The organism is Fibrobacter sp. UWB1, from assembly GCF_002210325.1.
Classification (GTDB): domain Bacteria; phylum Fibrobacterota; class Fibrobacteria; order Fibrobacterales; family Fibrobacteraceae; genus Fibrobacter.
In genome coordinates, this window is sequence record NZ_MWQL01000032.1 from 1 (window position 1) to 22,117 (window position 22,117).

13 protein-coding genes are annotated in these 22,117 nt (G+C 46.6%); 8 read left to right on the forward strand and 5 right to left on the reverse strand.

Translation table 11 applies throughout. The features are described from left to right. Positions 1-9,221, reverse strand: a 9,221-nt coding sequence (locus B7988_RS14380; protein WP_141225698.1) for a hypothetical protein, incomplete at its 3' end; no start/stop codon positions are given. Between the two features lie 153 nt (positions 9,222-9,374). On the opposite strand from B7988_RS14380, the gene B7988_RS14385 reads away from it, so the two are divergent. Next, positions 9,375-10,082, forward strand: a complete 708-nt coding sequence (locus B7988_RS14385) for an FISUMP domain-containing protein (protein ID WP_088658425.1) — start codon at positions 9,375-9,377, stop codon at positions 10,080-10,082. Continuing rightward, positions 10,082-10,783, forward strand: coding sequence for an FISUMP domain-containing protein (locus B7988_RS14390; protein WP_088658426.1), 702 nt, complete (start codon positions 10,082-10,084; stop codon positions 10,781-10,783). The genes B7988_RS14385 and B7988_RS14390 overlap by 1 nt, the downstream gene beginning before the upstream one ends. 134 nt (positions 10,784-10,917) lie before the next feature. On the opposite strand, the gene B7988_RS14395 is transcribed toward B7988_RS14390, so the two are convergent. Continuing rightward, positions 10,918-12,453 (reverse strand): Rne/Rng family ribonuclease, encoded by a 1,536-nt coding sequence (locus tag B7988_RS14395; RefSeq protein WP_073057475.1) that lies wholly within the window; start codon positions 12,451-12,453, stop codon positions 10,918-10,920. Positions 12,454-12,710: 257 nt separating this feature from the next. Here B7988_RS14395 and B7988_RS14400 point away from each other — a divergent pair, with 257 nt between their 5' ends. The 4 genes from B7988_RS14400 to B7988_RS14415 all read left to right on the forward strand — a co-directional run bounded on the left by B7988_RS14400 (position 12,711) and on the right by B7988_RS14415 (position 17,697). Next, entirely contained in the window at positions 12,711-15,164 is a 2,454-nt protein-coding gene (locus tag B7988_RS14400; protein ID WP_170930678.1) for a SpoIIE family protein phosphatase, read from the forward strand. Positions 15,165-15,210: 46 nt separating this feature from the next. Then, positions 15,211-15,507 (forward strand): STAS domain-containing protein, encoded by a 297-nt coding sequence (locus tag B7988_RS14405; RefSeq protein WP_073323681.1) that lies wholly within the window; start codon positions 15,211-15,213, stop codon positions 15,505-15,507. 138 nt (positions 15,508-15,645) lie between these two features. Then, entirely contained in the window at positions 15,646-17,106 is a 1,461-nt protein-coding gene (ahcY, locus tag B7988_RS14410; protein WP_088658427.1) for an adenosylhomocysteinase, read from the forward strand. Positions 17,107-17,373: 267 nt separating this feature from the next. Next, positions 17,374-17,697 (forward strand): DUF3392 family protein, encoded by a 324-nt coding sequence (locus B7988_RS14415; RefSeq protein ID WP_073323685.1) that lies wholly within the window; start codon positions 17,374-17,376, stop codon positions 17,695-17,697. A gap of 11 nt (positions 17,698-17,708) precedes the next feature. Here the strand turns inward: B7988_RS14415 and B7988_RS14420 are convergent, their stop codons facing one another. After that, positions 17,709-17,927: a hypothetical protein gene (locus B7988_RS14420; protein ID WP_088658429.1), complete on the reverse strand. Its 219-nt coding sequence runs from the start codon at positions 17,925-17,927 to the stop codon at positions 17,709-17,711. 49 nt (positions 17,928-17,976) lie between these two features. Here B7988_RS14420 and B7988_RS14425 point away from each other — a divergent pair, with 49 nt between their 5' ends. Continuing rightward, positions 17,977-19,095: a polysaccharide lyase gene (locus B7988_RS14425; RefSeq protein WP_249269024.1), complete on the forward strand. Its 1,119-nt coding sequence runs from the start codon at positions 17,977-17,979 to the stop codon at positions 19,093-19,095. 84 nt (positions 19,096-19,179) lie between these two features. Here the strand turns inward: B7988_RS14425 and B7988_RS14430 are convergent, their stop codons facing one another. Continuing rightward, positions 19,180-20,712: an RNA-binding domain-containing protein gene (locus B7988_RS14430; RefSeq protein ID WP_141225699.1), complete on the reverse strand. Its 1,533-nt coding sequence runs from the start codon at positions 20,710-20,712 to the stop codon at positions 19,180-19,182. Between the two features lie 217 nt (positions 20,713-20,929). Beyond that, a complete protein-coding gene (locus B7988_RS14435) occupies positions 20,930-21,280 on the reverse strand; it encodes a hypothetical protein (protein ID WP_088658431.1) in 351 nt (116 codons plus the stop codon). Between the two features lie 188 nt (positions 21,281-21,468). Between B7988_RS14435 and B7988_RS14440 the strand changes: the two genes are divergently transcribed. Then, positions 21,469-22,014, forward strand: a complete 546-nt coding sequence (locus tag B7988_RS14440; protein WP_088658432.1) for a hypothetical protein — start codon at positions 21,469-21,471, stop codon at positions 22,012-22,014. Positions 22,015-22,117: the final 103 nt, after the last annotated feature.

Here is a 22,117-nt window from a genome sequence, read left to right on the forward strand (position 1 = left end):
TCCACCATAAAGTCGTACACCGGAGCTTGATTTTCTGGAATAGTCACACTGTGCAGGAGGTTTCCACCCAAGAACAATTCCATAGTAGTCTTTGAAATACCACTGCCTATTTCTTCTATTTCCGTTTCCACATGAACGATTCGAGAACCATCCTCATTTTCAGAAATCGAAGTTTCCACATTTTCAATAACAGGGGCAACAGAATCAAGCCTTACGACCGGACCAAGTTTTTGTTCCGTATTGCCATCGATGCCATAGAACACGACAGAGGACTGATACATAGAATCCAGAGCATACATGTCCGTATTTTTCGCGGTCCACACAATCGGCCTAGTAGAGGCACCACGATGTTCCGCAGACACATTACCTTTTGCGTTTAACTGTAAAAGATAGTTGCTCCTTCCCGTACACAGATACGGGAATTCAAGCCATCCATTTGCAGTACCCATCCAGAGTGTATCCATCCAAAGAGTGTCCATTTGGCTACAAGAAAACTGCTCTATCTTTTCAGGAATGGAATCAGCGACCATAATGCTATCCGCTTTCAACGAATCCAAGATTACGAACTCTGAGAAAGTCGGCGTCTTAGCATTGATTCTCACAAATTTGCAAGAATGCTGCCAATCGGAAGAGTCACAACGATTAAGATTAGCATCAAGTAGTATTTTTTCATTGCCAATTTCTAGCGGAACAATTTCCGGTTTCCGAGGATCCAACTTGTAAATTTTCAAGTTGCTATAATCGATACCATCATCCACCAAAGTCTTTACAGAAATATCCACCGTAACAAGCGGTTCCTTTCCTTCAGGGAACTTATGCGAAGGCTGTATCTCCAATACCGGCCCCACAGGCACCATGTTCCGGAACAAATCGCAATCGTAACATTCCTTCGGATCCATGGTGCGTACGGTAACATCTTCATCCTTTTCCCAAGCATTTTTCTCAAAATGGATATTGACATTGCCGTACATGGAATAGACAAAACCGCCATCGCTAGCCACAACGCGATTACCGACATGAACATCCAACTGACGATAATAGGTCATATCACCCAATACACTATAAGTCAGGAAGAAAGACGTATTACCCTGGAGTTCATTCACGTTCATCGTCGCCTCTATCGGCAATTGTTTGCCATCCCCAACCTTGAAGCGCATTCCATTCCGGATGTAGGAAATATTCCAATCGCTGATGTCGTATGGGACACTGCCGCGAAGAGTCACGATTTCGTCTTCGCGGGAAGCATAGATATCCTTTGAATTGCGATTTATGGAGAACTGCTTGGCGGCAGAGTTATAACTGGCTTCAAGATACGGATGTGGCGTCAAGGAAGTGTCTCCCAGCATTTTTCGCTTGTATATACCAACCGAAACCGACTGGTTTTTCGCCCACTTTGATACAAGGATTGTATCAGCAGGATCCTCACTCTGGGCAACAACACTTGCAAGCGGAATATTTTCACTTCGCTGACCATCGTTCAAACTTCTCTTAGATGTATAAACTGTATCATTGGAACGGAAGAAATTAACCAGCGTTGGTCCAACCGCTTCACCTTTATTGAATATCGTATATAGGCCTTCTTTAGGGTTTGACTTTGATGTATCGATTGTCCAAGTAGAATTCGTGCCAAGTAATTTAAGAATATAAGAATCAATATTGACTTCACGGAACAGTTCTCCACTGCCAACGACATTACTCTTATCGATGTCGATTCTCCAATCATTATTTTGATCGTTCCAGTCTTTTTGATAGTCCACCTTACGCGACCCCTTACCAACCACGGAGGCATTCCTAGGAGCAGCAATTCCCGTCAAGCCGAAAGAATCAACACTTGCATCTGTAAGCGGATTGCGGATATGTCCAGTCCTTGTAGTCAGGGTATCTACCCATTGCGACTCGTTCCAGTCGTTTTGACTATAATGAACATAGGACACCCACTTGTCACAGCCATAGAATTTATAACCACCGGACGTATCCGAAGAACAACCTTCTGATTTGAAAGGATACGGAATTGGACCAGGAGCATTTTGTACAATTTGCGCACGCTTGGCTTCGGGCAACTTAATCTCAGGAGCCACTTCAAAATAAATATCGAGGGGATTCTCCTTTCTTCCTATAGTCTGATCACCACCATTTTGTGCAATTTTACTATCGCTATTGAACCTAGACCATATTGACCCATCCCGATTCTTGGCAACAGCCTTATAGGGAACTTTACATTTAGCGCAATAAAAGCGCCATGTATACAAAGACGGATAATATTTCACCACAGAATCCACATGGTTATGAGCGCCAAGTTCGTCATTAAAGAGCAGAGGATTCTCAGGAACCGTATCCATAGGTAAGCGTAACGCTTCAAATACCGTCGGCCCATTGTTAAAAGACCCGTCAGGAACCCAACTTGTACCATTGTAGAAATTAAGGACACCACTGTTTGCAAGTTTCGTTATATAGCCGTTATTTCCATACAGCGTTGTACTTAGTGGATCAAAACGAACATAACGGTTCGCAAGATTGTTTGTACCCCATGCAGGAGGATTCCAATAATTAGAGTCTATTTGAAGCACAAACTTAACTTTTATATCGGTACCAGAGCCACCATAAGAACAATGTTCTTCATTATAATTCTTATCAACAAAATCAGTTTTGCCATCTACAGGAATAGCTCTAACCTTCATCATAAACGCATGGGGATTGAATTGCGTGACAACATCCTTATTTACTTCTCTATAAACCTGATCCGCACCGCATACAAAATGAGAATCATTTTTGGCCAAAACCGTATCCAGAATATCATCTGTTACGCAGGATAGCTCCGTATCAAAAGTGTTGCTTAGGGTATTAATATTCTTCAATACATTAAAATTCTTATTTACAGCTTCATAATATAATGTCTGGCCCCAATTGTTAAACCAGTCATTCATAAAAGATTCTCGATCCCCATAGAAATTTTTTTCATATACATCATCCCATGGGAAGTCACTGACCTTTGTCCTACCAACATCGAAAACAGCGTTCCATGACACAGAATCACCTTGCAATCTTTGAACAATTTCACCATACGAACTTGCCGGCAATATTTTAACAGCAACTAAAGCGTTCAGATTCAAAGTATCATAGCACAACCTATTCTGATTGTATTGGCCTACAGAAATACAAGTATGTCTAAATCCATAAATATGCCTATCATTATGCATATTATTTTCTGGATCCAAATCAACACTAACTTCTACATTTTCACCTTTCTTGAAAAGTTTTTGTTGGACCTGAATTTTATAATGGTATTCATTATTCTCTGTAACCTCTTTACACTTCGTATCTGTATTAAACAAACCACCTTCAAATAGACCATTATAATCCAAAGTTTCTCCCATTACCAGCGTCACCACTGTCGCCCAGAATTCATCCCTATGTCTACGGATTCCAAGGCTCGGTCGAGTTTTCTTGTACCTCAAGGGATGTTGTAATCCATAAATGTCCCACTCGTAATCAATCGTTCTTTCATTTTCCTGCAACACTGTAGCGCTGATGCTTGCTTTAAGCAAATAGTCAGGCCGTCCCACATAACGGTATTCCCCATTGGAGTCTCGGAACGCTTCATCCATCTGCAATTCGGCAATACGACCCACCGAATCAATTCTAGCTTCCTTAATATTTTCGCCCAAACTTACTTCAAATGGGTACAGCGTATCTATAATTACCCCAGTCTCGTTTTCTACAAGAACATGAACATTGTATGAACCTTCCTTGTAAAAATGGTCCTCTTTTTCACCATTCCACCGAAGAGTCTTCCATTGGTTTGCAGTTGTCGCCACGACAAGTTCACTATCCAACAGCGTACACACTTCCCCGTTTGCAGAATCAAGAATTTTAGCAGTCACATACGCAGAGCGACCCGTCAATTTGAACTGGAATCCATAATCAGCCATTCTTATCGCAGCCGAATCCGAGCCCGAGCCCAAGAAGTTGATGTAATATTTCTCCAGGTTATTGGAAGAAAACTCGATTCCCGTTTTTTCGTATTCTAGGTACCAGGACTCACTACCGCTGACAATATTTCTTTCGTTTCCTTTTTCGTAGGCAACCACGTTTACCTTTGCAAGGCTGCCACTGGGAACGGCGCCATTCACCAAGCCGTTCCAGGCAACATGAGCCTTGTATTTTTCTGGATGGATATAAACAACCGGAGAAAGCGTATCCCTGAACATTACCGAATCAATCGTGGAGGCATCAACCGTAAAGGGATGAGCCGTCTTAAAGATCAAGTGAACACTATCCGCCCCTACATTCCAGATTTTGGTTGTATTATAACGGGGAATAACCACATCTACATACTCATTCTGGACCTTCACACTATCCATGACGAAACCCAAATATTTTACAGAATCGGGCTCCAATGTAGAAAGCCAGTCAATTTCCTTATCGACATATCGAATCGCCAAACAAGGCGTTCTCCTTAAACCAGTTGAATCCGCCCCCATTTTTACACCATGGGCATTTCCTACATAACGGACATGCCATTTATCACCATCATTTTCCTGCCAAATGGAAAGTCCCGTATCCGAAGCTACTGCAGGAGTTCTAAATGGAGAAACCATCATTGGATCAAAAGTCTTTTCAACAGTCCGTACATAAACAGAAGTATCCTTCGGGGACGATGCTTCGATAAAAGCCTTTACTACCCATTCAGATGTATCCGGGACATTCTGCAATTCGACAGAAACATCCTTGACATGACCAGCCACATGGCTTCCAACTGGCGGAACAATCACCAACTTCGGGGAATCCGCCGAATCCGGTAACACGAAGTCATCTACAGAAACAATACGATCACTGGAAATCCATTTGCAGCTATCGCAGCTCCTTACAGAAAGTCTCAAGACATAGCTACCCTTGTCCAATTCGTCCAAGTTCCATACGGCAAGATCCCTTTCCGAAGGCAAAAGGCTCCTATCATATACCAAGTACTCAACGCCTTTCTCTGACCACGCCGTATCCACGCCTTGTTTTTTCCAAAAAATACGGAATTCCCCATTATTGTCGTTACCATGAACTTCGGGATTCGGGGCAACACCCTTAATCAGGATTCGACCCGTATAATAATCAGAACCACCTTTGGGATAGGTAATTTCCGGATAGCGGGTCCCCTTTCCCAAAAAATTCATGTTCTTTCCAAAATTCCCGGCTCCGTCAAAGCACCCGAAATAAACGTACCAGAAGCCATCACTCGTATCCGAGACGGCACTCCTATAGTCAAACTCATAGTTGGAATTCTGACCGTCCTTGCTTGTCGTTTCTGCAACAGGACCTATCCATTTTCCTTCCTTATTATCAACATCCACTTTTACATAGCACGCTAGGTCAGAGCGGTTTCTCGCATCGTCTAGACTTTGCATCAGATGAGCCGTACCATTTCTTAATTCAGCCACATTTCCATACGCAACATCACCAAGAGTTATACCGCGTACCTGCGGAGGAGTTCTGTCTACACGCAACTTGTCAACAATCCGTTTGGAACTCTTGTTACCCGCTTCATCGGTAAGATTCACCTTCAAATCGTAGGTACCGTCTTCAAGCCTGTTAATATCAGGTTCTTCAAAAACAAATCGCCTCAATGATTTTGTCACCACAAAATCCGAGAGGAATCTTTTTGACTTTACATCACCGCTACCAAGTGAATCCTTAAAAACTAATTCTACAACTACCGTTTCAGAATCCCGCCCTAACAGGTTTTCATCAATATCAAAGGATACAACCAAGGTGTCCGTCGCGTTCAAGAGAATCTGAGATCCAGTTTTCTGTTTGGAAAATACCGGCAAAGTCGAATCTAGCGATTCCTTGACGGTTACGCCCTCATTGATAACCTGCGGAGTTTCATTATCAACAAGGATCGTCTTGTGTATAGACACCCCATTGATTCCCGGCTTAAAGCTCGTATCGCCCACCATCACAAGTGACCACGAACTCTTGGCACTATCCTCTACGACATGCGAAAGTGTGTCCATCATCAAGCTGTCCGGATTTGCAAAGTCGTACGCCTGCACATACAAGTCTACCAGACCACTCCACGAAACAAGATTGCCGTTCCATCCGATTCCATAGGAAGATTCTCCTTGATGAGCGCTATTAAGAAGTTGCACCATATCCTTCGTGTTTTTACGAACCATAAAGCTACGTATACCACGCAATGAACGATTGTCCAATGAATCCATGTTCAACACATAGGCAATAACATCTTGATTCGACGAGACAACCTGCGGAGCAAAAACGGAATCAAAGACCAACTTCGGTGCGGAGGTATCCCCCCATACAACAACCTGCGGGTTATATATTACATCCTGTTCTCCTATCGAGCCATCATCCTTCAAAGTTTTCACCTTAAAGCCAAGATCCCATTTAAGAGTATAAACAGCATCCTTCAGTGGATGTTTCTTCCATACAGGCGACAAGTCCGCCCAGAACCTATATCGTACGCCATTACCAGGCAAGCTATCCAGCAAGCTATCCACAAACACCTGAACAGTGTCTTTATTCAGCGAATCTGATACAATCAGGCGATATTTTCCCAACGAAGCCCCATATCCCCAGTCATTCGAATAGAAATCCACCGTATCCATTCTAGATACCCGTTCAAAGGATCTGGGCCACCCTTCGTCCATTATGTAATCAACCGCCTGGAACTTAAATATAATCCGCTGGTTGTTGGCCTTGCCAACCTTGTTGACAACATAAATATTGACACTGTTTGCACCATCTTCCTGGATTGCACTAAGCAATATACTGTCCTTCGCATCGACAACACCCCTATTCAAGACATCCTTAGGCCGGAACACAAACACTCCGTCTTTTTGAACCGGCGATTCAAACAATGTATCGATAGCAAATGAGCCCCAATTGTTATTTTTCCCACGATAGATATACCAACGGTCTCCGTCGCGTTCAAATGCAATCTGCATCCGTGCGTTGAAATCCAGCTTAATCAAGCGTAATTCATCCGGCTGAAAATCGTCTATTACAAATCGGTACTCTTCAATAAAATTCCTTACCGTAAACGCATCTAACGCCGCATATTTAGCGTTCTTATAAGTAAAGCCGCCCTTTTGTTCATATTGGACATCTTTAACCATCACAGTGCTGCTATTAGTCAAAGAATTACGGCTGATTTCAGCAAATTCCGATATAGGGAACTGGTAGCCATAAGGAATAGAGTCTCCAGAAATATCATTATAACTCTTGACTTCGCTGAACGTCCTGTATAACGCCAAGGGAACAATATATTCTGCAGGCCCATCAACCCTTCGCACGCTCTGCAAGGATACAACGGGAACTCCAAACAACATACTCTCCACATCAGAACACACAATATCATGAGAAACTCCCTCATGATTATGCCAGGAACACTTCTGCGCCCGTTCCATGGATTGCTTTATGGCAACGTTCTTGACGGTTTTTAAAGAACTTACTTTTTTTACAGCACTTTCTATTTTTGAGGAAATATCTGCTATCAAGGCCACGTTCGCCATGAATTGAGCAGCACGGCAAGCCTTTTCCGCAGCCGGTGTAGCAATATTAGCCGCCAAACAGCCATATTTAAGTCCCTCGTCTATATCCTGCCTTATTTGCTCCAGCTCCCCAACTTTTGAGACGTCCCTCATGTAAGCATTCAATTCCGAATAATCTGACGCTTTCTCCTGAACATAACCACTTAAAGAATACCCTTTACTGAAGACGCTTGATTCCTTGAAAGCCTGGACATTTTTTCCAATAGCACTAAAGGCGGGAACATCAAACGTTCCTTCGTCAAAGAAATTGATTGCATAGTTGGAGAGATTGCTGGAAACCAAGTCCATTCCCTTTTTTAGCTCGCCCTTAATAGACTGCGCACTTTCGCGAAGTTCTGAAATTTTTTCGGAATATTCATCAATAAAGGTCGAATATAGTTCCGACTTATATTTTTCTGGCAAGTATTTATTTGCTATACGTATCACTGTCAATACGGATTTTGACAAATTTTCTTTATTGAACTTCAATTTGCTCAAAGTAGATACATCTCGAATACATTCAGAAATCTGGCCTACGGCGATATTATACCTTGACGCAATTTCATTCGCCGTCTGCATCATGTCTGATGCAAAATCGCCCTCTAGGGCTTTCGAAATAATTCCATCTATTTCTTTCTTTGCTTCGTCCTCAATATTCTTTCCTTTTTCATTAAGCGTACTCACAACCGATTCCGTAAGAACTTTCTGCAATCGCTTTTTGTCAACATGGTTTTTAGCCTGATCAGCAAAATCGGCCAATGTTCGCCGGCCATTGCCTATTGTCGGAAGTCCGTATGAATAAACGTTATTGTACGCCGGATGATCAAACGAATTCAATTTGGAATAAGAGTTAAGCAATTGCGTACTTCCGGCAAAATCGTTTAACTCCAGTCCTTTTTCTTTAGCCTTCTTTTTTACATCATTATACGCACTATCTGTCAAATCTAAATCCTGGGCAAGATACAGCAAGGACTTGTAGGAGTTTTCCTTGTCTTCAAAATATCCCTTGAAGTTCTCTTTTATATTTCCTGCATCTTGGGCCATTCCAAGAACGGCTTCCTTAAGAAGCGACATCATCAAGTTTTCCACGGCATCTCCGCCACCCACAAGATATACCGCCAGCGCCAACGGAATGATATCACTATAATCAGCCACAGATTTAGACTTGTTTAAAACGGAAGACTCGTTTAACAAGGCCTGGTCCGCAAAACCTGTTCCCTCATGTGGCGTATTAAAGAAAATAACATTATCTATCTCTCCTTGATAATCCTTACTCTGGATATACTCGCGAACAGCAAGACCAGCAATGCCTTCTGCAACAATAACAAACCTGGTCGGAGTCATTTCTGAACTCAGGGGGCCTGCGCTTTTAGCCCATTTACTCAAAGCTTCATTAAATACTGATTTTTGCCCCTTGAAAAGGCTATCTGCAGCCTCCGCAGGGCTCATAGAGGCATCATAGGAGTGACAATGAACAGAATTTGCATTTCCGTAGAAACCGTATTCTTTCAAGAACCTATCCATCTGCATTTTGTTCCAGGAATCGGGAGATTCCTCTTTGCACAAGCCAGACGCATCCAGCAATATAGCAAGAGAAGATTGCGATGGACTGACTACAGCGCTAAAGGAACATACCGCCAACGCCAACAGAATGTAAACTATCTTTTTCGTTTCACACATAATAATTTCACATTTTATTAGTTTGTCAAAATATAAAAATTTCGTACAAAATGCAATTGATCTTCTTTAAGATAAAATGACATTACAAATGTCATGAATGACGAAAGTTACTATTTTTAAACAAGACAAGCAATTAATCGGAAGGTTCCCTTTATGAAAGATAAATCTGGCTTCTCATTTGTTTATACAGCATTCCTCGCACTATTGTTTTCCGCCTGTGACGACGGTTCATCCGCGCCCGAGGAGCCCGTTGACACCTTCGATGCGGCGGTGGTTTGCCCGGCAGACGGTATGAATGCCTATGGAGAACCGAACCGTGGAACCTTTACCGATGCCCGCGATGGTCAGGTTTATAAGTACACGACTATCGGCAACCAAGTATGGATGTCCGAGAACCTGAAGTTTGATGCGCCCTATAGCCTATGCTACAACAAAATCGAAGGCTTTTGCGACACGTTTGGAAGATTCTATTCACTTCACGAGAATGGTGAGTGGTTTGATTTCTTTGACCAGGAATTATTGGATACGATTTGCCCCGCAGGGTGGCATGTTCCGTCTGTAGACGAGTGGACGTTATTGTCAATCTCTATGGGGGGTGGTGCAAAAGCGATCTACAGATTATATAGTTCAACAAGTTTCGGAGAAAATGGCAGAACTGGTTCGGACGATTGCGGATTTAATTCAAAACCAGCCGGATATTGGCTTTCAAATGGGGATATTTCTGGAGAATATAGATTGTCTATTTATTGGACATCAACAGCCCGTAGCATGAAAACCGCCGAGGAATGTGCATTTAATCCTGAAGGAATTTATTTTTGGACGAATCAACATAGAATGTCCATTCGTTGCATAAAAGATTAATGAATTACCAAACGAAATTTTGGAGCGCTCTTTTTTTGGCCGCACTGTTTTCCGCCTGTGACGACGGTTCCTCCGCGCCCGAAGAGCCCATTGACACCTTCGATGCGACGGTTGTTTGCCCGGCAGATGGTATGAACGCTTACGGAGAACCGAACCGTGGCACCTTTACCGATGCTCGCGATGGTCAAGTTTATAAGTACACAACTATCGGCAACCAGGTATGGATGGCCGAAAACCTGAAATTCGATGCGCCTTATAGCTTGTGCTATGACAAAATTGAAGGGTTCTGCGACACTTTTGGAAGATTTTATTCGTTGCATGTAAATGGCGAGTGGTTCGATTTATTTGACCAGGAATTATTGGATACGATTTGCCCCACAGGGTGGCATGTTCCGTCTGTAGACGAATGGAGTGCATTAGCCAATAATATGGGTGAAGGAGCAAAAGCCGTTTCTAGATTAAATAGTTTCAAAAGCTTTGGGGAACACTACACACCTGGTTCCGATAACTGTGGATTCAACTCTTTACCTGCGGGTGCGTTGCTTGAAAACGGAGATCTTGAAGTTGTATATGTAACTTCCGTTTATTGGACTTCCACCGCCAAGGATTTGAGTTCTTCTTATTGCAGTTGGTTTAGTTCAAATGAAATTTCATTTGGAATAAACAGAGCCAAAATGACAATCCGTTGTGTAAAAAACTGATTTTGGCAACCATTCAATCTTATCCGCTTGTAAGCGTCCTTTCATAACCGTTTTGTCACATAAAACAAGGCCGCTCGGTTGAGCGGTCTTGTTTAATTGCTGATTCCGGCTCGGAGGCCGGAATGACAAATGGGTTACACGAACTTGTAGAGGTCGGTAATGTCTTCGTTGTTCTTGTCGTAGAACCAGAACTGATTGATGTGGGCGTGTTCGTCTTCCACCAGGCTGATGCTCATGCCATGCTTGTATTCCAAGTAGTTGAACATGCGGTTGTGGTCCTTGCAGAGCACGTCGATCACCTGGGCGCTTACCACGAGGGTCACTTCGCGGAGCTTGCCCTTGGCCTTGGCGCGAGCCATCCAGCGGTCGATCATGCCGAGCGTGGATTCGAGCGTTGCAATGCGGCCATCGCCGTCGCACACCGGGCAGCGTTCGGTCTTTTCAGTCATCAGGTTCACGCGGACGCGCTTACGGGTGACTTCCATGAGGCCAAACTGGCTGATGGGAGCGGGGCTGATCGGGGCCTTGTCGCGGCGGATTGCCTTGCGGAATTCCTGGTAGACCTTTTCGTTGTCTTCTTCGGATTCCATATCGATAAAGTCGATAATGATCAGGCCACCCACATCGCGGAGCCTAAGCTGCTTTGCGATTTCGTAGCAGGCGTCGATGTTGGTTTCGAGGATGATCTTGCCCTGGTCCTTGCCGTGCACCTTGGGACCGGTGTTCACGTCGATAGAGACGAGTGCTTCGGTCTGTTCGATGACGAGGTTACCACCACGCGGGAGCGGTACCTGGCGCTGCAGGGAACGGGCGTAGTCGTTTTCGATCTTGAAGTATTCGAACAGGCTTTCGTTAGAGCTCCAGAGCTTCACCTTGTCGAGCTTGTCCGGCGAGAGCACCTTGAGGTATTCGCGCAGGGCAAAGTATTCGTCGCGGTTGTCGATATACACGTAGTCGGTGTTATCGCTGAAGTATTCGCGCACAGTCTGTTCAATCGAATCGGATTCTTCGTAGATGCAGGTTTCGGCAGGCTGGTTTTCGAAGTTGTACTTCGTCTGTTCCCACTTGCTTTCGAGTTCGCGCATCTGCTTGTTGATTTCGAATTCGGATTCGTTCAGACCGTTGGTACGAACGATGTAGCCCACGTCGCGACCCTTGAGGCGGCGGACCACCTTCTTGAATTCGCGGCGCTTGGCCGGGTCGCGTTCACGCTTGGACACCCCAATGAAGTTGGTGCCCGGCATGCACACGAGGAAACGACCTGCAAAGCTCAGGTGCGTGGTCAGACGGGCACCCTTGGTGCTAATCGGTTCCTTGACCACCTGAACCATGATTTCTTGGCCTTCTTGCAGAATTTCGTCAATCGAGACTTCCTTGGAAGAACCGTCCTCGTCGTCATCATCGCCATATTCGCGGCGGAGGAGTTCGTTTCTGTCCATGGCGTCTTCTTGATGCAAAAAGCCTGCCTTTTCAAGGCCAATATCAATGAACGCAGCCTTGAGTGCCGGAAGCACCTTCTGGACCACGCCCTTATAAATATTGCCCAGAACTCGATTAGAAGATACACCCTCGACGACAAGTTCAACGAGTTCGCCGTCTTCCATGATGGCGATACGTTTTTCGTAAGGGGTCTTACTAATCAAAATTCCGCGCTTGCACTTATTTGCCATTAAAGCTCCTAAAAGTAAGCAAAACTTGTTGGACGTCCCTAAGAAGCTTTCCAAAAGTATGGACGCTTCCGAACCCACGTGCTTCTTTTACGGAAAGTACCGCATTTCCACAGCGTAAAGTCTAGGGAACATAAATATAATAAGTTCGTAACCCCATTTCGGATTCCAAAAAATGAAATAAGGCGGAATTTCAAGAAAAAAAGGCAAAAAAGACAGAAAATTACATATATTATTAAACAATAAGAAGAGAGGAATATATGGGATTTAATTTCCGCGGGCTCGCTTTTAAGCAATCCTTGATGATTTTGGCCGCCATCACAATCGTATTCGGCCTGATTTTTGGCATCATGAGTTACAAGACTCAGAACATGCTAAACAAGATGACTGTCGAAAACGGTGAAGAGACCAGCCGCGCCAACGTGAACTACATCGACAAGCTCTTTAACGCAAGCAAGCTCATTGGCGAGGACTTGTCGCACAAACTGACCGATCACCCCATGACCAAAAGCGACATGGACGACTTTTTGCTGCAGTCGCTCTTTAACGCCCGCAACCTGGTGCCCCAAGTGGTCGCCGTGGTAGTCGCCTACGAACCGGGCATGGGCCCTGAAACACCGAAGGGTGAATACATGAGGCTCGCCCGCTTCAATCACACCGATACCAAGCTCGTGACCGGCGCCAATTACCAAGACAAGGAATGGTACGCCAGCACCAGGGACGGCAAGACATCGCGCTGGCAGGAACCGTTCATCGGTGAATTTGTTCCGGAACCGATCGCCGTCTACACCGTTCCCCTTTTCAAGAAAGACAAGAATGGCGAAGACGTGCTAGTCGGCGTGCTTGCCGTTGACATGTCCATCGAATTCCTGAAAGAAGAAATCGGATCGATTCCTGTTTCGAACTCCGGATACGCCTTGGTTACCACCGCCAAGAACTTGGCTGTGGCGTACCCCAAGGAACTTGCCCAAGGAAAAAGAAACCGCGACATTATTGTAAGGGAAAAGCGCGGACAGAAGCTAATCGATTTTGACCGCAAAGGCCGCGACAGCAGCGGGCTGTTTATCGGTACGGTTGCCGACGGCGAAGAATCGGCCATTTACTACACCACCATCAATTCGACCAACTGGACATTCATGGTCGTGTGGCCCATTCAGAAATACCTGAAAGACCAGAGCGCCATGCGCAGGCTATTCCTGCTGATGGCTCTCGGCGGCTACGGTATCATATTCGTGATTATCTTGCTGATTTCTTTCCGCGTGGCAAAACCGCTGAAGGAACTGGCCTTGGCGGCAAGAAAATTAGGGCGCGGAAACTTCGACGTCGCCATTCCAAAAATGAAAGGCCGCGACGAGGTTGCAGAATTTGCATGGGCATTTTCGAATATGCTCACCGAACTTAAGGACAACATCGAAAAGCAAAAAGACATGAAGCGCATCGAGCGCGAATTGGACCTTGCAAGAAACATTCAGCTCTCGATGCTCCCCGGCGAAGAACGAGATGAAAATTCTGATGATGACCGACATGAACTGGCCCCGTTCCTGCTACCGGCCAAGGAAGTGGGCGGCGACTTCTACGACTTCTTTAAAATTGATAACGATCATTTGTGCGTAGTGATTGGCGACGTGTCCGGCAAGGGCGTTGCCGCAGCCCTGTTCATGATGGTCGCGCGAATAATCCTCCGCACCATGACCAAGAACTTGAAGTCTGTCGTTGACGCTTTCAATAAAACCAACTACGCTCTCGCCAAGCGCAACCGGCTGAACATGTTCGTAACGGTCTGGGCAGGCATTATCGACCTGCGTACAGGACATATTGACTTTGCCTCGGCGGGCCACAACCCGCCTGCAATCCGACACAAGGACGGCTCCGTGGAATTTATTCCCAGTAAGGCAGGGCTCGTGATGGCCGCCATGGAAGACACCGTTTACAAGCAGCAGTCTTATGAAATGAAAAAAGGCGACACCCTGTTCCTTTACACCGATGGCGTGACCGAAGCAACCAACAGCGAGAACAAACTGTTCGGAGACGACAGGCTGCTCGAAACAATTAAGAAAAGCGGCGACTTGGACACCGCCAATACATGTACCTTTGTCAAAAAAGAAATCGACAAATTCGTACAGGATGTTCCTCAATTCGACGACATCACCATGCTCGCCGTCAAATTCAACGGAAGCGACGAACCCGTGTGGGAACGCTACGAAAAAACGATTGACGTTTCGGGCAACAACAAGGGTGAACTCAAATCGTTTGTAGAAGACATCTTGACACCAATGGATGGAGCAAAGAAAATGCAAATGCAAGACGCTTGGGAGCGTTATGAAAAGATAGTGGACGTAATCCCCGAAAACCAGGACATATTGACCGCGTTCGTCGAAGGAATTCTTGCGCCCATGGACGGTTCCATGAAGTCGCAGATGCAGATCAACATCGCTATCGACGAAATCTACAGCAACATCGTGAAGTTCTCGGGCGCAACCCGCGTGACCTTGATCGTGGAAGTCAGAAAGGCGACCCTTACCGCAAGGCTCACCTTTATCGACAACGGCAAACCCTACGACCCGATTAAGCAGGCCGATCCCGACATAACGCTTCCGGCCGAAGAACGTGAAATCGGCGGACTCGGAATTTTCATTGTGAAAAAGACGATGGATAGCGTGAGTTACCGCAGAAATGGTGAAAATAACGAACTCGCCATCACAAAAACCTTGTAATATTCTGTAAACTTTTTTAAATTTCTAAGAGAAAGAAGGATTAACCATGCAGATTACAAAGACTAACGATAACGATTCTTTGACCATTGCTCTCAAAGGAAGACTGGATACCTTGACTGCTCCGCAGCTCGATGCCGAAATCCAGGGCAAGCTTGACGGCGTGAAGTCGCTGGTGTTCGATTTCAAGAGCCTGGACTATATCTCTTCGGCAGGACTGCGCATTCTGCTGATGGCCCAGAAGGTGATGAACAAGCAAGGTTCCATGGTCGTGAAGAACGCAAGCTCCGAAATCAAGGAAATTTTCGAAGTGACCGGGTTCTGCGACATTCTGACTATCGAATAACCAGCCTATTTAATAAGATTGGTCCGCAAGACTTACCCCCGACCCCGGTCGGGGATTTTTTATTACCGGGGCCGTTGACATGTTTTATGCATATAACTATATTTATGCATAAATAAGGATTTTTAAAAAGGATATAACATGGAATACAAAATTAAGGATATCAACCTTGCAGTGGAAGGCCGCAAGGAACTCGACCTCGCCGAAACCGAAATGCCGGGCCTGATGGCGCTGCGCAAGGAATATGCAGGCAAGAAGCCGCTCGCTGGCGCCCGTATTATGGGTAGCCTCCACATGACGGTGCAGACCGCTATCCTCATCGAAACGCTCGTGGACCTCGGTGCCGACGTGCGCTGGGTGAGCTGCAACATCTTCAGCACGCAGGACAACGCTGCCGCCGCCGTCGTGGTCGGCAAGAAGGGCACTGTGGAAAATCCGCAGGGCGTGCCCGTGTTCGCCTGGAAGGGCGAAACGCTTGAAGAATACTGGGAAAACACCGCCCGCGCCCTCGTGTGGCCCGACGGCAAGACCGCAGACCTCATCGTGGATGACGGCGGCGACGCCACCATGCTCGTGACCTGCGGCGCCGAATTCGAAGATGCCGGCAAGGTGCCCGAATTCAACCCTGCAACCGACAGCGAAGAATGGGGCGTGTTCCTCGCCACGTGCCGTAAGATTTTCGAGAAGGACCCGAAGCAGTGGACCCGCGCCCGCGAAACTCTCCGCGGCGTTTCCGAAGAAACCACTACCGGCGTGCATCGCCTTTACCAGATGGCCCAGGCCGGCCGCCTCAAGTTCCCGGCAATCAACGTGAACGATTCCGTGACCAAGTCCAAGTTCGACAACCTCTACGGCTGCCGCCACTCCCTCATCGACGGCATCAACCGCGCTACCGACGTGATGATGGCAGGCAAGATTGCTGTGGTATGCGGCTACGGCGACGTGGGTAAGGGCTGCGCCCAGTCCCTCCGCGGTCAGGGCGCTCGCGTGATTATCACCGAAATCGACCCGATTTGCGCTCTGCAGGCCGCCATGGAAGGCTACGAAGTCAAAACCCTCGACGAAGTGGTTAGCTACGCCGACATCTTCGTGACCACCACCGGCAACACCGGCATCATTAGCGCAGCACAGATGAGCAAGATGAAGCACCGCGCCATCGTGGGTAACATCGGCCACTTCGACAACGAAATCGACATGGCCGGCCTCAAGAAGATTCCGGGCATCAAGCGTAACGAAATCAAGCCGCAGTACGACGAATGGATTTTCCCCGATGGTCACAGCATCCTCGTGCTCGCCGAAGGCCGCCTGCTGAACCTCGGCTGTGCAACAGGCCACCCGAGCTTCGTGATGAGTGCAAGCTTCACGAACCAGACCATCGCGCAGATCGACCTTTGGCTCAACGCTCAGGGCAAGCAGACTGTCGCAGGCATCAAGTACGAAAGCGGCGTCGTCTATACGCTCCCGAAGATCCTCGACGAAAAGGTCGCACGCCTCCACTTGGAAAAACTCGGCGTTCACCTGACGACGCTTACCAAGGCCCAGGCCGACTACATCGGCGTGCCCGTGGAAGGCCCGTACAAGGCGGATCACTACAGGTATTAATGAGGTCGCGCTTTGGGGTCGCTGCGCTCTGTGGCGTGAGCACGGCACTTCGTGCCTTTGAGCTGTCATCCTGAGTCCTTCGACAAGCTCAGGATAAACTCCGTCGAAGGATCTCCCTTAAAAGAACACCCCCGTGCAAAATAAAATGCGCGGGGAGTTTTTTTATCCCTATAATATCAGCTCTCGTTTCTTTTCAACAATCTGCCAAATTCCATCATTCTTGACTAGGCGAATAGGAAATCGCCGGCGGCTTTTTATATTTACGCCATGCAGCCATACATCCATCAGTTTGCAAACTTTTTGCGCTTGCATATGGATTCCATTTCAGTGGGTCTTGTCGCGACATTGCTCATCATTTACGGTGGGCATATCAACGCCTATTTCAAGAAGATAACCAAGAGCGTCCCTTTTCTCGGACGATTTGCACTTTTCGTGGTACTTTGCAGCGCGGGCTATGCGTTCATGTCATCGCAGCTGGTGAAACTCCTAAAGATGTTCCTACGCAGTCAGGCGGACTTACCGCTCATCGGGATTGTCGCGGGAGCTTTTGTTGTGCTTGCGTTCTGCGCCCGCAGCGGAAAAGACATTTAGTCTCGAAAACGCTACCTATTCCAGCCGGAATGCCCTTCGCCGTAATAGAGGGCGGCGTCTTCGGGTCCAAAGTCATCGGCTACGGAATCACGTGGCGAAAGCCACCCGCGCATCTTCTTGATGCGTGCCTTGCGAGCTTCTGCTGCAGCATCTGCGACAACCTTGGGAGCGGGGGCTGTGGCAAGGTTCATGCCATTTTCATTGTGTTTTTCATCAAGTGAATCGGCCATACATTAAAAAGATAGTTTAATCTCCCTCGAAAAAGATTATTTTAAAGGTATGAGCGCAAAAATTCGTAACACTTTTTCTGCGGCGATGTTCGCCGTCTCGGCTACCACCTCCGCCGCGCTTGCTCCGGCCGCATTTGCACAGACGGCCTCTGACACCGTATCGTTCGTGAACTTCGAGAACCGCGAAGTCGGCGTGTACGGCAACGCAGAAGCCAAGGAAGACTTCAAGCGTAACGACTACGACAAAAGCTGGTGGTACGCCATGGACAAGAACAATGGCGAAAATTCCAAGGTCGTGTACGACGGCGAAGAACACGGCAACGTACTGCAGCTCAAATACCCCAAGGGTTGCGTGGGCCCGAACGACAACGACACCCCCGCCTGCGCCGCGCAAATCATCCAGCCCCTCGTGAAAACCGCCGACACCATGTGGAGCGCCTACGACATATTCTTCGAAGACGGATTCGAGTTCCAGCTGGGCGGCAAGCTCCCCGGCCTATGCGGCGGCAAGTGCTACACCGGCAACGCCATGCCCCAAACCGGCGACGGCTGGAGCGCGCGTATTATGTGGCGCAAAGATGGCAACGCCGTGCAGCTCATCTACTTCATGGGGCAAGAGTCCGTATACGGCGACGACTTCAAGTGGGATTTGAACGGCACCATTCCGCAAAAACAGTTCACCACCGGCACCTGGCACCGCATTGTAAACAAAGTAAGCATGAACACCATCGCCTCTCCCGGCAACGGCGACAAGAACGGCCGCGTACAAACCTGGCTTGACGGCGAACTCGCGCTAGATGTGGATACCCTCAGGCTTCGCGACTACGACACCGTAAAAGTCGACAAGTTCTACCTCTCCACATTCCACGGTGGAAGCAGCGCCGAGTGGGCCCCCACCCACGACTGCTTTATCCGCTACGACAACTTCACCGTATCGACAGATTCCATCGCAGTAAAGGCGGGCGCACCGGACACCAGCGGCACCTGCGAAGGTGAAAATTGCGGGCAAGACCCCGAACGGATTATGCCGCGGGCTCAGAACCGCGCCACAGTTGCCCCCGTTGAAACCTACCGCATCGACGGTACCTTTGTCGGCCGCAAAAACACCTTCCCCGATGGCACCACGCACCAGCTCAAGAACGGGAAAAGAGTTAAGGTTGTGAGGTAGGGGCTATTGCTGGCGGAAAGCTGAGGAAAAGATAAGTTATTTCATTGGCATCAACAAAATGGGGCAATAATTGGGCTATTTCGCCTACTTTAACTTATAAACCGTTGATTTTCTGTATCCCTCTGAAACTAGAACACCTAACTTAACCGCTTTAACCAAAAGCCTTTGAGCTGTTTTATCTTCAACACCCAGAATTTTTGCTGCTTCAGATTTTGCAATAAAACCATTCGTATCCAAATAATCCACAAGTGCCTTTAAACGATCCTGATCTTTATTGGACATTTTATTGGACATTTTATTGGACATTTCATATTTCTTTGCCATTTTGTCACCATTCATCTCCACAACATCCCCGCAGCCTTCGTGTACGGGAATATGAATTAGAATCGACAGCCTGTCCTCCGTGGTTTCAAATGTCGCACGCGGAGAACCATTATTGGCAAGCTTTTCCTGGATGGTTGGGACACCAGTTGAACGTCCCTCCGTAAGCTCAAGTTCCTTTAAAAAGTCTCCAAGACGACGGTTACGGTAACGCCTGCTTTTAAGATAGTCACCCTTCTCGATTGCCGACATCGGAATACTGTGATCCGGGCCAGGGCAATTCAAGATGTCAATTCCGTCGGGCTCAATAGAAATTTCCACCGGTTCATACAGGCTGTAATCCCTATGGTAAAGCGAATTCACGACAGCCTCTTCCAAAGCCTCGTAAGGATAGTTCCAAAAACGCTTGGCCTCCGCGCGGCCAGCCACTTTCTGTACTGTTTCAAATAGAATATTTGTGCGCAGGTAATCCATTGTCTGCTTTATCAGCTGGGGCACACTCCCCTTGAACGTCTTTTCGATAAAACGTTGCGGATTCCTTATTCGGCCCTCCGGAAAAACGACCACATCCACCTGCATGTACTTAAAAAACTTTTCAGGGTTCTCGCAGAACATCATCGCAGCCACGTTCTTGAGCATCCTGTTTTCGGTCGGTCCGGTCATCAAATCCATCTGCTCAAGTGTCTGTTCAAGCGGCTGCTTAAATAAATCCTGTTCCAATTTACTATTCACTTTTGCCAAATAATCGCGTAACAACACCATCGAGATATCGGTCAGGCCAATACTTGGGTTGGGCCGTTCATCGAAGGGCGTGCGATTTGCCATATCACGCAACTGGTCTAGCGATTCCCCCTTCGCAACAACAGAACTTGTTCCCGAACGTATGTAATACGCCTTTTCGCATTTTCCCTTGACCGTTATGTCGGTCGGTACTGCATAAGGCCTATACGCCCCACTGGGAACCCATATTGCAAGTACCTTTTTTCCATCGATAGATTCCACGAATGTCCGTGGCTGGTAAAATGGATCGAATTTGTTGTTATAAGCAACCATATCCTTCAGGATATCGTCAATCTCACAGTCTTCTATTCCTACAACAGGCCGTTTCGCGACGCCCCTCTCGTCCTGTTCTACGCCAACAAGAATATACCCACCGCCTAGATTTTCAAAATCATTGGCGAATGCGCAAATCGTGCGGTAGATTCCAGTCGGGTTCCACCCTCTCTTGAATTCTATCCGCTCACTTTCGATACGCAGCCTGTTCAACAGGGTCTCGACATCTATAGGCATTGGCATGCAACCTCCATACGGGCGCGTCAACCCCAGAATAAAAAAAGACGCGGTTCTCCATTTGACAGAGAACCACGTGCAGCTTTAATGTACCTAATATCTAAAAAGCTGGCAAGGTGCCTAAGGAAATTTTACAATCAAGCGTGTTTATCCTATCATTAATCCTATCGTTATCCTATCATTTAACCTATCACTCAATTTTTGCAGTGCAATTACCGTTCCGTTATTCAAATAGCTTTGACGGTTCCAGTTGCAGGTCGGATTCGCCGAGGAGTTTGTAGAGATTCTGGCAGAGGATGTAGAGGGCGGCGAGGGCGTTCATCACATTTTTCAAGTGCGCAAGCTGATAGTTCGGGATTCCCTTTTCCGGAACATCGGCACGGAAATGCTTGACCAGGTTATAATCTTGCCACCAGCCAGCAGCCGACTCACTGTCAAAACCGGCAAACGGGACAAAGTTGATAATCTCGTAAGGATATTTCGTAGAAACCCTTTGATCTTTAATCTTCGGGTCAACATTCACAATGACAGTCATCTTTTGCAAGATGTTCTTGACCTTCGAAGGAGCCTTCACAACCTTGCAATATTCTTCTGCAATGGAATCAATTTCACTACAGATGTTAGCAAAAGTCTATGCCGTTGTCACGTGGATTGTCAATGTACTAGGGAAATATATAAAGAAGAACATAATATCTCAATGCCTCTCAAAATAGTACATGAAACTGACACCTACTGACATTAATTGTTTTATATATTTAAAGCATGGCCAAATATCAATATGCAAAAGATCAAAATGGGAACATTTTCGAAATTTCTGATGTAACTCTCAAACTTAGAGAAACTACCATATTCACATGTTTAGGATGTGGCAAACAGATGCAGGCTAACTTAGGCAACCATAACGAGCATTATTTTTCCCATAATCCAGGCGAAGACACTCTATGTAACAGAGAAACATATCTCCATCAAATTGCTAAAGCAAAATTTTTAAATTTATTCAAAAAGTGTAAAGATAAGGATGAACCTTTAATTTTAGAGTATGCAGGTCCTAGTAAATGCGAAGAATCCCCCTGTCCATTTGGGATGCTGTACCCATGTACAAAAGATATTTCCGCACAGCATTTTGAAATCCTGCCTAAATTTTCTACAGCACAAGAAGAGCAATGGGACGAAAACTTTAAGCCGGACATTTTACTAACTAATCCAAACGGAGACTCTCTGTATATTGAAATCGCTGTAACACACAAATGTTCCGAAAAGAAAAAAAAATCCAAAGTACCGATTATTGAATTTTTAATGAATGATTGATTATTCCGGCGTACTTTGAGCCACCAGTCCGGTGCTAGAGAGCCACCTTTCCGGAAAATGCGGAGCCACCGTTCCGGTCGAAAAGAGCCACCCCACAAACGGT

What these genes read in the sequence shown, in the direction of transcription:
- B7988_RS14420 (WP_088658429.1), bottom strand. Translation starts at nt 17,927, where the DNA reads ATGGCCGATTCACTTGATGAAAAACACAATGAAAATGGCATGAACCTT.
- B7988_RS14395 (WP_073057475.1), bottom strand. Translation starts at nt 12,453, where the DNA reads ATGGCAAATAAGTGCAAGCGCGGAATTTTGATTAGTAAGACCCCTTAC.
- B7988_RS14415 (WP_073323685.1), top strand. Translation starts at nt 17,374, where the DNA reads ATGCAGCCATACATCCATCAGTTTGCAAACTTTTTGCGCTTGCATATG.
- B7988_RS14405 (WP_073323681.1), top strand. Translation starts at nt 15,211, where the DNA reads ATGCAGATTACAAAGACTAACGATAACGATTCTTTGACCATTGCTCTC.
- B7988_RS14425 (WP_249269024.1), top strand. Translation starts at nt 17,977, where the DNA reads ATGAGCGCAAAAATTCGTAACACTTTTTCTGCGGCGATGTTCGCCGTC.
- ahcY (WP_088658427.1), top strand. Translation starts at nt 15,646, where the DNA reads ATGGAATACAAAATTAAGGATATCAACCTTGCAGTGGAAGGCCGCAAG.
- B7988_RS14385 (WP_088658425.1), top strand. Translation starts at nt 9,375, where the DNA reads ATGAAAGATAAATCTGGCTTCTCATTTGTTTATACAGCATTCCTCGCA.
- B7988_RS14390 (WP_088658426.1), top strand. Translation starts at nt 10,082, where the DNA reads ATGAATTACCAAACGAAATTTTGGAGCGCTCTTTTTTTGGCCGCACTG.
- B7988_RS14430 (WP_141225699.1), bottom strand. Translation starts at nt 20,712, where the DNA reads ATGCCAATGCCTATAGATGTCGAGACCCTGTTGAACAGGCTGCGTATC.
- B7988_RS14440 (WP_088658432.1), top strand. Translation starts at nt 21,469, where the DNA reads ATGGCCAAATATCAATATGCAAAAGATCAAAATGGGAACATTTTCGAA.
- B7988_RS14400 (WP_170930678.1), top strand. Translation starts at nt 12,711, where the DNA reads ATGGGATTTAATTTCCGCGGGCTCGCTTTTAAGCAATCCTTGATGATT.